Below are 13,763 nucleotides of genomic sequence, written 5' to 3' on the forward strand. Positions count from 1 at the left end.
TCAATTAGCAGTTACAGATTTATTTCAATAAAAGCTAATAGTAGTTCGTGTCAAAATACAAAAACAAATTAGATAAGTAAAAAATCCGAAAATGTAATAACAAAATTTTATTTTTAAACTTTCATCTTAATCATTTAAAAGCTCTAAAACAATCTGATATGTATAATCAACCAATGTTAAAAGAAGGTTCACTTAAAGGTAAGGTAATTCTGGTTACCGGAGGAGGAACTGGGCTTGGGAGGTCCATGAGTAAATATTTTCTGGAATTAGGTGCTAAAGTGATAATAGCCAGCAGAAAATTGGAGGTCCTGGAAAAGACTGCTGAAGAGCTGAGAAATGAAACAGGGGGAGAGGTGCTTCCTGTTGCATGTGATATCAGAAATATTTTGGAGGTTGAGAATATGGTAGCTGTTTCAAAGGAAAAATTTGGAACCATTGATATCCTCGTAAATAATGCAGCTGGAAACTTTATCAGTCCTACAGAGAGGCTTTCAAGTAAAGCCTTTGATATAGTTGTGGATATTGTGCTTAAAGGAACTTATAATTGTACACTTACATTAGGAAAATACTGGATAAAAGAAAAGATTAAAGGAACTGTTTTAAATATAGTAACTACTTATGCCTGGACAGGCTCTGGTTATGTAGTTCCTTCTGCAATAGCAAAATCAGGGGTGCTTACATTGACAAGGTCATTGGCTGTAGAATGGGGTAAATATGGTATCCGTATGAACGCCATCGCTCCGGGACCTTTTCCAACGGAAGGCGCTTGGAGCAGGTTGTTTCCTGAAGAAGTCAGTAAAAAAATAGATATGGTAAAAAGAATTCCATTGGGAAGGACGGGAGAACACCAGGAATTGGCTAACCTTGCTGCATTTTTGGTATCTGATTTTTCATCTTTTATAAATGGGGAAGTAGTAACGATAGATGGAGGTGAATGGATTAAAGGTGCAGGAGAGTTCAGTTATCTTGATGAAATTCCAGTTGAAATGTGGGATATGATTGAAAAGAAGGTGAGGAGTAAAGGGTAATTGGTTGATATACTGATTAATATAATCCTAACAGAACTTTGAGTATTTCACTGCGTAAAAGATTCTTATTGATAAATATTAATTCACACCATTTTACAATAAGATGAAAAAAAGATTTTTTACGCCTTCTTTGATTGTGATTTTCACTGTTTTATTAATGTTCTCTTGCGGAAAAAAGGAAGATGAGGTGACAGATCAAGATGTTTCAGCTGCAGCTGATTATAGTTACTCACAAAAAGAATTTGATGATATATTCAAAATAGGACAGGACGCTTTTGAGGCAAATAGCCTCAAAACATCAAATGGGTGCCCTTCTTATTCTTTTGTCGGCAATGATTCATTAATTATTGATTTCGGCTCGGGCTGCACTTATAATAACAGAGTAAGAAGCGGAAAAATCAAAATTCATTATAGTGGAAAATACAATGAAAAAGGCTCAGTTATAAAGTTTTCTCTTGATAATTATTATGTAAACGGTAATCAAATTGAAGGAGAAAAAACTGTTACAAATATTACCGATGCACTTCCTGCCTGGTCCATAAAGGTTGTAAATGGTAAAATAACATTTGAAAATCAAAAGGTATCTCAATGGAACTCTGAAAGAGTAAGAACTTTTATTGCGGGCTCTGGTTCAACAGCAATTTTGGCGGATGATGAATATTCAGTAACCGGAACCGCCACAGGAATCAGCAGAGATGGAGAAGCTTATACCGCATTGATTACAAAGCCTTTATTGTATTATATTTCCTGTTTATTTATTGATAAAGGTTTGATCTATCCGGTTACGGGAATTGTTGACATTACTCCTGAAGGTAAATTGACAAGGACCTTTGATTTTGGCAGTAAGAACGATTGTGATAAGATTTCAAACATAACTATAGCAGGGAAAAAACAAGTTCTTTTACTTCCTTAAAAAGCGGAAACTTTAAAATTGAATGTTTAAAGCCCAGATTGGAAAAATCTGGGCTTTCATCTTTATATAATGATATAGTTGCTTCTTGACTTTTTAATAGAAGGGAAATAAAACGAGTTGTTTGTGCCCTCTTAAGAAGCGGAAAAGCATAAAGTTTAAAGTTGAAATCTCAGACCGGAAAGTTTAGGTATTCTTCTTTATACGTTTTTAATAGTTACTTTTTGACTTTCGATTTTTCACTTGCAGAATTTTTTTTTGCGCATTTTTAACCTTTGAAAAAAGATCTAATGATTTCTTCTGAAAAAAGTTTAATTTTTTTTTAGTCCGAATGAAAAAGTATTTTTCTCAATATCAGAATGTAAGGGGAGTTAAGGGGATTTTCTTCACAAAAAGTCTGAAGAAAAATGAAAAAAAGTTTTGTGAATGTTTGGGATGAATCGAAAATCTTCTACCTTTGCAGTCCCAAACATCAAATGGGGGCCTTGTCCGATGGTGTAATTGGCAACACGTCTGATTTTGGTTCAGAAGAGTCCAGGTTCGAGACCTGGTCGGACAACACCAAAAATTAAATTAATCCCGGCTTGTAAAAGACCCGGGATTAATTTTTTAAAGGAAAAAGGGAATTAATCATATATGTCTTACATAAAGCTCTTCTCCGGAACTAACTCCAAATACCTGGCAGAGAAAATCGCTAACTTTTACGGAAAGCAACTTGGCGCTGTAACTCAACAAAGATTCAGTGATGGTGAAATTTATGTTTCATTTGATGAATCTGTCAGAGGTTATGATGTTTTTCTGATTCAGTCGACATTCCCTAATGCAGATAATCTTATGGAGCTTCTGCTGATGATTGACGCGGCCAGAAGAGCTTCAGCGGCATATGTAACTGTGGTAGTTCCATACTTTGGCTATGCCCGTCAGGATAGAAAAGATAAGCCAAGGGTGCCTATTGCTGCAAAACTTGTAGCAAATCTCCTTTCAGCCGCTGGTGCTGACCGCCTTATGACCTGCGATTTGCATGCTGGTCAGATACAGGGATTCTTTGATTTTCCAGTTGATCACCTGGATGGCGCAGCGATCTTTATTCCTTATCTAAGGTCTTTAAATCTCGAGAATTTAATATTCGCTTCTCCTGATGTAGGAGGAGTGGCAAGAGCAAGAGGGTTTGCAAAAATCATGGAAGTGGATCTTGTTCTTTGTGATAAGCACAGAAAGAGAGCAAACGAAATTGCTTCTATGCAACTTATAGGTGATGTTGAAGGTGCAAATGTGGTTCTGGTGGACGATCTTGTTGATACTGGAGGTACACTTTGCAAAGCTTCGCAGATTATCATGGATAAAGGTGCAAAAAGTGTAAGAGCAATTTGTACACACGGCGTTCTTTCTGGTAAGGCGCTGGATAATATAGAAAATTCAGTGTTAACGGAGTTGGTTATTACCGATACACTTCCGCTAAAACAAGAATCACCAAAGATCAGAGTTCTGACGGTAGCAGAATTGTTTGCAAAGGCAATCAGAAAGCTTCAGGATAACGATTCTATCAGTTCGCTATTTATTATTTAATTAAATTATAAAAAACAATGAATTCATTAGAGATTATAGGGTTTAAAAGAGCAAATCTCGGTAAAAGAGAGTCTAAGCAGCTTAGACTTGATGCTAACGTACCATGCGTACTTTACGGTGGTGAAGATCAGGTTCATTTCTATGCGCCAATGTTTCTTTTCAGAGACCTTGTGTACACTCCAAATGCTTACAAAGTAGATCTTACAGTTGAAGGGAAAAAATATTCATGCATTCTTCAGGATATTCAATTCCATCCTGTTAATGATATGATCCTACACGCAGATTTTCTTCTTTTAAAAGAAGATAAAGAAGTTAAAATGGATGTTCCAGTTAGAATTACAGGTACTTCTCCAGGTGTTATCAAAGGAGGTAAACTGATTTCTAAACTTAAAAAAGTTAAAGTAAAAGCACTTCCAAAGAATCTTCCTGATTTTGTAGAAGCTGATATTTCATCTCTTGAAATCGGAAAGTCTTTAAGAATTTCTGATCTTAAGTCAGGAAACTTTACTTTCTTAAATAATAAAGCACTTCCTGTTGTTAGCGTTGAAACAACAAGAGCCCTAAGAGGAGCTGCTGAAGAAGAAAAGAAATAAGTAAGTAATTAATTTTATATTTTTAAATCCTATTTGTCTTTGGCAGATAGGATTTATGCTTTTATAGACTTTTGTAAATTTTCATTATGAAATATTTAATATTTGGTTTGGGGAATATTGGTCCTGAGTATGAGTTGACGAGGCACAACATTGGTTTTTTGGTGTTGGATCGCCTTGCCGATAAAGAAGGATTGAAGTTTCAGTCAGATCGATATGCTTTTGTTGCGGAATATAAATATAAGGGTAGGACACTTATGCTTATCAAACCTACTACCTTCATGAATTTAAGTGGTAAGGCTGTAAACTACTGGATGAAAACTCTGAACGTATTTGCAGAAAATATAATGGTTATTACTGATGATATAGCTTTGCCTTATGGCACATTGAGGATGAGAGGTAAAGGGTCTAATGGCGGACATAATGGTCTGGGGGATATTCAAAAGGTATTAGGTAGTGAAGCATATCCAAGGCTACGATTTGGAGTAGGAAGTGAGTTTTCTAAAGGACGTCAGGTTGATTATGTTTTAGGAAGGTTTACATCTAAAGAGTTTGAAGAATTGCCCATCTTTATGGATAAGGCTATTGATGGTGTTTTGGCATTTTGCACAATTGGAATTGAGAGGGCAATGAATACTGTAAATACGAAATGATTGGTCAGAGTAATCTAGAATTAACCTTGGTGATTGATTAAAAATAAATATAAAAAAAGACCCCTTTGATTTCTCGAAGGGGTCCCCAGGTAAAAAGATATTAAAAAAATATAAAAAAAATATCAAAAAGATTTGAGTTTTATATTCAGTCCCTAATTAAGACTTACGGTATATAGATACCTTTTACCTATGAAAGGTTGTAGGTAATTGAATTAATTTTTTTTATAAATATAAGTTTTGATGTAATTTGTAAAGGTTATTATGTTTATATTTTTAATTTTTAAATTATAAATTGTTCGTTTTTTTCTATTAATGGTATATTTTTATAGATTATGATATTATTTGATATGTGACTTATTGTCTTTATTTGTAAAAAAAATAATTGTAAGTTTTTGACTTTGATTAACTTGTATGTTTAAACATCTAATTAAATTGGTAATTCGCTTAAAGTTTAGGTATAAAAAAAGCCCAATTTAAATCGGGCTTTAATAATTTAAGGATAATACTTTTTTAACTCACGGTTCCGCCATTTGTAATTTTATTTACCGGACTCACAAAGGAAAGTTTCCCATCTTTATCTTCAGCCATTAAAATCATTCCTTTAGATTCAATTCCTTTTATTTCTCTCGGAGCAAGGTTTGCTAACAGACAAACCTGTTGACCGATAATTTTTTCCGGTTCATAATATTCTGCAATACCACTTACAACTGTTCTTGTATCGATACCCGTATCAAGTTTCAGTTTAAGAAGCTTTTTTGTTTTAGCTACTTTTTCTGCTTCAATAATGGTTGCAATACGAATGTCCATTTGGGTAAAGTCGTCAAACTGAACAGCAGGTTTTTCCGGTGCTACAGTTTTGCTTGCAAGCTCATTAGCTAGTTTGGTATCCTGAAGTTTTTTAATCTGAGCTTCAATGGTTTCATCTTCTATCTTATCAAATAATAAACCTCCAGCTTTAAGCTGATGGCCGCCAACCACCAAATTATCCTTTCCCGCATCTTTCCAGGATAACTTTTCTAATCCCAACATTTCAGAAAGCTTTGCTGCTGTATGCGGCATAAATGGTTCTGCAAGAATTGCAAGACTTGCAGATATCTGAAGGCTGATATTCAGTATGGTTTTCACTCTGGATGCATCTGTTTTGATCAGTTGCCACGGTTCTGTATCTGCAAGATATTTATTTCCAACCCTTGCGAGTTCCATCATAAAAGTTAAAGCTTCTCTGAATCTGTATGCTTCAATGGAACCAGCTACTTTTTCGGGAAGTTCTTTCAGCTTTTCGAGGACTTCTTTATCAATATTTTCAAGGGTACCCTGAGCAGGCACAATACCGTCATAGTTTTTGCGGGTTAGAACTACTGCACGATTTACAAAGTTTCCAAAGATGGCTACCAGCTCATTGTTATTCCGGGCCTGAAAATCTTTCCATGTAAAATCATTGTCTTTGGTTTCCGGAGCATTAGCGCAAAGGACATATCTAAGCACGTCTGCTTTACCTGGAAACTCTTGAAGATACTCATGAAGCCATACAGCCCAGTTTCTAGAAGTAGAAATTTTGTTTCCTTCGAGGTTCAGAAATTCATTCGCAGGTACATTGTCAGGAAGTATATAATCTCCGTGAGTCTTTAACATTACAGGGAAGATAACACAATGGAATACGATGTTGTCTTTTCCTATAAAATGCACAAGTTTGGTATCTTGATCCTGCCAGTAGGGAGCCCATGCTTCCGGGGTTCCCTGTTGTTGTGCCCAGTCTTTGGTTGCTGATATATAGCCGATAGGAGCATCGAACCATACATAAAGTACTTTTCCTTCTGTTCCAGGAAGAGGGACTGGTACTCCCCAGTCAAGATCTCTGGTTACAGCACGTGGCTGCAATCCCTGGTCTATCCACGATTTGCACTGTCCGTAAACATTGGCTTTCCATTCTTTATGCCCTTCCAGTATCCATTCTCTTAGCCAGTTTTCATATTTGTCAAGAGGAAGGTACCAGTGTTTGGTAGATTTTAGTACAGGTTTTTCTCCACTTAGCGTAGAGTGGGGATTAATAAGCTCGGAAGGACTTAAAGTACTGCCACAATTTTCACACTGATCTCCATAAGCCTTTTCGAATCCACATTTCGGGCATGTACCTTCAATATATCTGTCGGCCAGGAACTGAAGTGCTTTAGGATCAAAGTACTGTTCAGTTACTTTTTCTTCGAAAATCCCTTTGTTGTAAAGCGTTTTAAAAAACTCTGAAGAAGTTTCGTGGTGTACTTGAGCAGACGTTCTGGAGTAAATATTAAACGATATTCCGAAATCCTTGAAAGAATCTTTAATTATAGTGTGGTATTTATCAACTGCCTGTTGTGGTGTAATACCTTCTTTTTTAGCTCTGATGGTAATTGGAACACCATGTTCATCCGATCCGCAGACAAAGAGCACATCTTCTCCCTTGAGTCTTAGATATCTTGCGTAAATGTCTGCAGGGACATATACACCGGCAAGGTGACCGATGTGAACAGGACCGTTTGCATAAGGCAAAGCCGCAGTAATTGTATGTCTTTTGTAATTTTTACTCATAAGCTAAAAATAAGAACAAATATATTTGAGAAAACAGACCAAAGGCTGTTCGGTTTTTATAATTAAGGAGTGCAAATATAACTGGTGCAATCAGAAATTTTACTATTTCTTTTACAAGGCCAACTATTTTTAAAAAAGTAGTGTTAGGACTAAAACAATAAGAAATAGGCTTTTGAGCATAGTTTAGGGCTTTTAGGGAAGAATTATTGAGGTTCTTCGTCAGAAATTAACCTAATTACTAAGCAATTCGAAACTATTTTTTTAATTTTGCAGCTTAGTTTTCACAAAATATATGCAAAGCATCAGGAATATTGCAATTATAGCACACGTTGACCACGGTAAAACTACCCTGGTAGATAAGATCATTCACGCCTCTAAAATCTTTAGAGAAAACCAGGAGTTTAACGATCTTCTTCTGGATAACAATGATCTTGAAAGGGAAAGAGGTATTACCATTCTTGCGAAAAACGTTTCCGTAAGATATAAAGGTATCAAAATAAATATCATAGATACTCCCGGTCACGCCGACTTTGGTGGTGAGGTTGAGCGAGTTTTGAAAATGGCAGACGGTGTTATTTTGCTTGTCGATGCGTTTGAAGGGCCAATGCCTCAGACTAGATTCGTATTGGGCAAAGCGCTGAATCTTGGTTTAAAGCCAATCGTCGTTGTAAATAAAGTAGATAAGGAAAACTGTCGTCCGGATGAGGTGCATGAGTCAGTATTTGACTTAATGTTCAACCTTGGAGCTACAGAAGATCAGCTTGACTTTGTAACTATGTATGGCTCATCTAAACAAGGATGGATGGGACCTGATTTCAGAAATCCTACTGATTCGATTCTTCCTTTGATTGATGCAATTGTAGAGCACATACCGGAAGCACCACGTCCTGAAGGGATCCCTCAAATGCAGGTAACCTCTCTGGATTATTCAGCTTATCAGGGTAGAATTGCAATCGGAAGAGTGTTTAGAGGCGAACTGAAAGAAGGAGCAAATATGGCCCTAACTAAAGCTGATGGCTCTATCAAGAAAGTAAAAATAAAAGAACTTCATGTTTTTGAAGGTCTTGGTAAATTGAAAGTTGAGTCTGTATCAGCTGGGGATATTTGTGCTGTTACAGGTCTTGATGATTTTGAGATCGGTGATACCCTTACCGACGCTGAAAATCCTGAGCCACTAGAAAGAATAGCAGTAGACGAGCCTACAATGAGTATGTTGTTTACGATAAACAATAGCCCGTTCTTTGGTAAAGAAGGTAAGTTTGTAACATCCCGTCACATCAGAGACAGACTGATGAAAGAAACGGAGAAAAACCTGGCATTGAGAGTTGTTGAAACAGATTCTGAAGATAAATTCCTTGTTTTCGGAAGAGGTATCCTTCACTTGTCTGTATTGATTGAGACAATGAGAAGAGAAGGGTATGAATTACAGGTAGGTCAGCCACAGGTAATCTTCAAAGAAATAGATGGTCAGAAATGTGAACCGGTAGAAATTCTTGTTGTGGATGTTCCTGAAGCAACCTCTGGTAAAGTAATTGAATTAGTAACTCAAAGAAAAGGAGAGTTATTGATTATGGAACCCAAAGGGGATCTTCAGCATCTTGAATTTAACATTCCTTCAAGAGGTATCATTGGTCTCAGAAATAACGTGCTAACAGCAACAGCTGGTGAAGCTATTATGACGCACAGGTTTAAAGCATATGAGCCATATAAAGGACCAATCCCGGGTAGATTGAGCGGATCTTTGATCTCTATGGAAACTGGTACTACAACTGCTTATGCAATCGATAAACTTCAGGACAGAGGATTTTTCTTTGTTGATCCGGGAGAAGAGATTTACATGGGACAGGTAATAGGTGAGCATACAAGAGGTAATGACCTTACTGTAAACGTGTTGAAAGGTAAGAAATTAACAAACATGCGTGCTTCAGGTTCTGACGACAACGTTAAAATCGCTCCAAAAATAAACTTCTCATTAGAAGAATCTATGGAATATATTCAGGGAGATGAATACCTTGAAGTAACTCCGAAGAGCATCAGAATGCGTAAGATTTATCTTGATGAGAATGAAAGAAACAGAATGTCTAAAAAAGAAACTGTTGCTTAATTTCATTTAATGCAAAGAACATATGGGTATCATGAGTACGAAAAGGCACTCATGCACTACTCCAAATCAGGGAAAGGTAAGAAGGTACTTCTTACCTTTCATGGTTTTGGGCAAACTTCAAATCATTTCTATGAGCTGGAAGAAGTACTTTTAGAGGAGTATATTGTTTATAGTTTTGATTTGTTTTTTCATGGTAAAAGCTATTGGCCATATGGAGATCAACCTCTCCAGAAAGATTTCTGGAATAAATTTTTTGCCGGGTTTCTGCAAAACCAGCAAATAGAAAGATTTAGTTTACTAGGTTTTAGCATGGGAGGTAAGTTTGTACTTTCGAGCCTGGAATTTTTTTATTCAAGGATTGATAAAGTGATTCTGATAGCTCCGGATGGCATCAAAACAAGCTTCTGGTACAGCATTGCAACTTATCCCAGACTTCTGCAGGGAATATTCAAAAGAACCATTGTAAAGCCCCGAATCTATCATAATGTAGTGAATACCTTAAACAGGTTTAAGTTGCTTGATAAAAGTCTGCACCGGTTTGCTAATACCCAAATGATTACCAGAGCACAGAGAAGAAGGGTTTATTTTTCATGGATCGTATTCAGAGATCTTAAGTTCAGTACCAGGAAGATCGTAACAATCCTGAATGAAAATAAAATAGAGCTCGAACTCTTCTTAGGGACATATGATAAAATCATAAATCTTAAGAATATGAAGTATTTTCTTCGTAATCTGAATAATTATAAATTGGAAATACTTTCTGCCGGTCATTCCAATCTTATACATGCTGTTGCAAAGTATTTTAAAGGCAGGTAAATCTATCAGAGCATAAAGATTAAAGATATGAAAGATAAAGTCGTCATCATAACCGGAGGATCTTCAGGAATAGGAAAAGCCTGTGCAGAGGTGTTTGGAATCAATGGCTCAAAGGTTGTCATAACAGGGAGAAACAAGGTCAACCTTGATGAAACTGCTTTATTGCTAAGAAGCAAAGGAATTACAGTATTGGCGATACAAGCAGATTCGGCAAAGGAGGAAGATAATGAAATGCTCGTCAATGAAACACTTAAAGTCTATGGTAAGATAGATATACTTATTAACAATGCAGGTATATCCATGAGAGCATTATTTGCGGATGCAGATTTGAGTGTATTGAAAAAGGTAATGGATATCAATTTTTACGGAACTGTTTATGCAACCAAATACGCCTTGCCTGAAATTATTAAAAACAGAGGCTCTGTAGTCGGTGTTTCTTCTATTGCAGGTAGTGTAGGTCTTCCGGGCAGAACGGGCTACAGTGCGTCTAAATTTGCCATGAATGGTTTTCTGGAAGCGCTTCGTATAGAACTCCTGAATAAAAATGTTCATGTGCTTGTAGCTTGTCCAGGCTTTACGACTTCCAATATTAGAAATACTTCTTTGTCAAAAGACGGAACCATCATTGGAGAATCGTCTATGGACGAAGGAAAGATGATGAGCGCCGAAGAAGTAGCATGGAGCATTTACAAAGCAGTAGAACAGAGAAAAAGGGACCTTGTTCTTACCTCGCAAGGAAAATCAACTATCTTACTGAAAAAGTTTTTCCCAGGATTGGTTGATAAAGTTGTATTCAATCATATATCGAAAGAGAAAGATTCTCCTCTTAAATGATTTTCATCTCCTACTAAGAGGAGATGATTTTTTTTGATATAAACAAATTCACCATTCCAGCTGATTCTATACCATACGTCGTCTTCTGACCATACAATAACACGATGTCCTTTTTCTACCTCAGCCACAGGAGCAGCTCCTGCGGAAGGGCCGCTCATTAAGTAGGAGTGGTCCTTGCTTATGATTCCTTTCATAGGAACGATATCATAATTAGTAAGAATGTATGCAAAGGATAATACAAAGACGAAGAAGAGGGGACGCAAGCCGAGTTTTTTACTGTGAAACTTTTTAAAAATTAAATACAGATAGATGATTGCAGATACAATAAGAAAAAAGAATATGATGTAATAGTAATACTGATTATAAAGAGAAATAAAGTATTCCAGATCTGTAAATGTATATCCTGTAAGCTGATGTGCAGATGCCAGCTCATCCATTTTATCAAGCACTCTTTTATCAGGCTGGTACTTGTAGAGAAGGTTTAGATAATAAAGCGACATTGTATAATCTCCTTCCTGTTCCTTGATCATAGCCATTTTGAGAAGCATTCTTGGGGAAAACTTTTCAGTGGAAGAAAGTATGTTGGAATAGATATTATAAGATTGTGGATATTTTTTTTCTCTGAATAATGAATCTGCAAGCTTCAGGGAATCAGCGTAATTGGCGCAGCAAGCAAAGGGGGATAGAAAAAAAACGATAAGTGTTGTAAAGAAAATTCGCTTCATGTTTTGCAAATATAAAAAAAGCTTATACTTTTGCATCGCATTTACGGAAAACGATTTCGCAAAAGCAAAAAAATAAGAATCCGTAGCTCAGCTGGTAGAGCATTACACTTTTAATGTAGGGGTCCTGGGTTCGAATCCCAGCGGGTTCACAAAGATCCTCTGAAGACAGAGGATCTTTTTTTATCGCAATCTTTAGGGAAGCTAAAGATTTATCAAACAAGAGTAATAGTTAATTTTCATAGGAATCCGTAGCTCAGCTGGTAGAGCATTACACTTTTAATGTAGGGGTCCTGGGTTCGAATCCCAGCGGGTTCACATTCCGATTTAAAATCCTCACTTGAATTTTCAGGTGAGGATTTTTTTATTCAGCTAATTTTATAGGTTTTCTATTTTTAATGGATCAATCGGAAAACCGAGATCTGAAGACTTTGATTTTACACCTCTACACATCTATTACTAACTCTAATAATAGGTAGTACTGACCCATCTTTTTACCAAATGGTAAATCATAGCTCAAACTATTTAATAATTTTACCCTATGGAAGAGTTAATAGAATACATTTTACAGTTTGGCAACCTGAACAAGCAGCAAATAGACCTGATAAAAAGTAAAGCAACTGAAATAGAAGTTCGTAAAGACGAGTACCTTTCTGAAGCAGGAAAAATTCCAAAACAGGTAGGCTTTGTCCTTGAAGGCATTTTTCGGTTTTGCTATTACAACAACAAAGGCCAGGAAATTACGGATTATTTGATTGACGAAAATCATTTCGTTACAGACTACCAGAACTTTGAGGCAGGTATGCCTGCGTCCCAATATTTACAGGCAATTACAGACAGCAGGGTGCTTATATTCTCCAAAAAGGATTGGGACGAGCTTTTAAACACCATCATCGGCTGGGATAAGATTGTAATAAAAATAGTTCAGAAATGTCTTGTGGAAAAAATAGAAAGGAGAAGTCCCTTAGTTTCGGAGGACGCTACTACACGCTATTTATCGTTCATTCAAAAATTCCCTACTCTCGCAAATCGTGTTCCTCTCTCTTATATAGCTTCTTATTTAGGCATTACACAACAATCACTGAGTAGGATCAGGAAAAACATTCGCTAAGATTACTTTTTACCAAATGGTAAACAATTTCATTTTTAAACTGGCAACCTTTGCTATACGAATTAAAAAATAAAAAAATGAAATCAGCATTAATTACAGGAGCCAATAAAGGCATCGGATTAGAAACCGCAAAACAACTATTGCAAAAAGGATTTTACGTTTACATTGGAAGCCGTGATCAACAAAGAGGTATAGAGGCTGTCGAGAAACTAAAAGCCCAAGGATTGACAAACGTTGAAGCCATTCAGATTGATGTGACCGATGATCATTCGGTGAAAAATGCACGGACAGAAATCGGAAGGAAAGTAGATTATCTGAATGTTTTGATAAACAATGCAGGTATTAGCGGTGTGAAATTAGACGAGAACGGCAAGTATATTCCGCAAACCTGGACTGCCGCAGAAGCAAGCATTGATACATTTAAAGAAGTGTATGAAACCAATGTTTACGGTGTGGTAAGAGTTACACAAGCATTTCTGGATTTATTGAAAAATGCACCGGAACCGAGAATTGTAATGGTAAGTTCAACTGTTGGCTCATTATCTCTTCAAAGCGACCCTGCCTGGCCTGCCTATGATTTTGGAAAGTTCGCAGTTTACGGCTCTTCAAAATCAGCTTTGAATATGTTCACCGTTCATCTGGCTTATGAGCTAAGAGATACTGCATTTAAAATAAATATGGTTGACCCGGGGTATACCAAAACGGATTTTACCAACTACAATGGAGGTGAAGTTGAAGAAGCCGGAAAACGTGTGGCGAAATATGCACTGATTGATAAAGACGGACCAACCGGAAAGTTTTTCAGCGAAGAAACAAATCCTGAAACAGGAGAAATTGCCTGGTAATATTTAACAAATGAAAATT

Annotated in this window: 12 protein-coding genes and 3 tRNA genes; 13 read left to right on the forward strand and 2 right to left on the reverse strand. The window is 36.5% G+C overall.

The genetic code is table 11. The features are described from left to right. Positions 1-158 precede the first annotated feature (158 nt). The 6 genes from MYP_RS17975 (at position 159) to pth (ending at position 4,747) form a co-directional block, all read left to right on the forward strand. Complete coding sequence (locus MYP_RS17975) at positions 159-1,028, forward strand: SDR family oxidoreductase (protein ID WP_045466509.1); 870 nt, start codon at positions 159-161, stop codon at positions 1,026-1,028. Between the two features lie 103 nt (positions 1,029-1,131). Then, on the forward strand, positions 1,132-1,941 hold the full coding sequence (locus MYP_RS17980; RefSeq protein WP_045466512.1) for a hypothetical protein: 810 nt from the start codon (positions 1,132-1,134) through the stop codon (positions 1,939-1,941). 483 nt (positions 1,942-2,424) lie between these two features. Then, positions 2,425-2,497: transfer RNA gene (locus MYP_RS17985), tRNA-Gln, on the forward strand. Positions 2,498-2,574: 77 nt separating this feature from the next. Beyond that, a complete protein-coding gene (locus MYP_RS17990) occupies positions 2,575-3,504 on the forward strand; it encodes a ribose-phosphate pyrophosphokinase (RefSeq protein ID WP_045466515.1) in 930 nt (309 codons plus the stop codon). Between the two features lie 17 nt (positions 3,505-3,521). Continuing rightward, positions 3,522-4,097: a 50S ribosomal protein L25/general stress protein Ctc gene (locus MYP_RS17995; protein WP_045466517.1), complete on the forward strand. Its 576-nt coding sequence runs from the start codon at positions 3,522-3,524 to the stop codon at positions 4,095-4,097. An 86-nt stretch (positions 4,098-4,183) separates the two neighbouring features. Beyond that, the gene (pth, locus tag MYP_RS18000; protein WP_045466520.1) at positions 4,184-4,747 is read left to right on the forward strand and encodes an aminoacyl-tRNA hydrolase; all 564 of its coding nucleotides are present in this window, start codon (positions 4,184-4,186) and stop codon (positions 4,745-4,747) included. A 510-nt stretch (positions 4,748-5,257) separates the two neighbouring features. Here the strand turns inward: pth and metG are convergent. Continuing rightward, complete coding sequence (gene metG / locus MYP_RS18005) at positions 5,258-7,312, reverse strand: methionine--tRNA ligase (protein WP_045466523.1); 2,055 nt, start codon at positions 7,310-7,312, stop codon at positions 5,258-5,260. 292 nt (positions 7,313-7,604) lie between these two features. On the opposite strand from metG, the gene typA reads away from it, so the two are divergent. The 3 genes from typA to MYP_RS18020 are packed head-to-tail and all read left to right on the forward strand — an operon-like array spanning position 7,605 to position 11,066. Further along, complete coding sequence (gene typA, locus MYP_RS18010; protein WP_045466526.1) at positions 7,605-9,416, forward strand: translational GTPase TypA; 1,812 nt, start codon at positions 7,605-7,607, stop codon at positions 9,414-9,416. Positions 9,417-9,425: 9 nt separating this feature from the next. Next, entirely contained in the window at positions 9,426-10,232 is an 807-nt protein-coding gene (locus MYP_RS18015; RefSeq protein WP_231570070.1) for an alpha/beta hydrolase, read from the forward strand. A gap of 27 nt (positions 10,233-10,259) precedes the next feature. Continuing rightward, positions 10,260-11,066 (forward strand): SDR family oxidoreductase, encoded by an 807-nt coding sequence (locus MYP_RS18020; protein ID WP_045466529.1) that lies wholly within the window; start codon positions 10,260-10,262, stop codon positions 11,064-11,066. On the opposite strand, the gene MYP_RS18025 is transcribed toward MYP_RS18020, so the two are convergent. Then, entirely contained in the window at positions 11,030-11,791 is a 762-nt protein-coding gene (locus MYP_RS18025) for an SH3 domain-containing protein (RefSeq protein ID WP_156140716.1), read from the reverse strand. The genes MYP_RS18020 and MYP_RS18025 overlap by 37 nt on opposite strands. A 76-nt stretch (positions 11,792-11,867) precedes the next feature. Between MYP_RS18025 and MYP_RS18030 the strand changes: the two genes are divergently transcribed. From MYP_RS18030 to MYP_RS18045, 4 genes are all read left to right on the forward strand, one after another. After that, positions 11,868-11,940: transfer RNA gene (locus MYP_RS18030), tRNA-Lys, on the forward strand. Positions 11,941-12,033: 93 nt separating this feature from the next. Further along, positions 12,034-12,106: transfer RNA gene (locus MYP_RS18035), tRNA-Lys, on the forward strand. Between the two features lie 223 nt (positions 12,107-12,329). Next, entirely contained in the window at positions 12,330-12,899 is a 570-nt protein-coding gene (locus MYP_RS18040; protein ID WP_045466532.1) for a Crp/Fnr family transcriptional regulator, read from the forward strand. A 77-nt stretch (positions 12,900-12,976) separates the two neighbouring features. Then, on the forward strand, positions 12,977-13,744 hold the full coding sequence (locus tag MYP_RS18045; protein WP_045466535.1) for an SDR family oxidoreductase: 768 nt from the start codon (positions 12,977-12,979) through the stop codon (positions 13,742-13,744). Positions 13,745-13,763: the final 19 nt, after the last annotated feature.

Source organism: Sporocytophaga myxococcoides (assembly GCF_000775915.1).
In the GTDB taxonomy this organism is placed as follows: Bacteria; Bacteroidota; Bacteroidia; order Cytophagales; family Cytophagaceae; genus Sporocytophaga; species Sporocytophaga myxococcoides_A.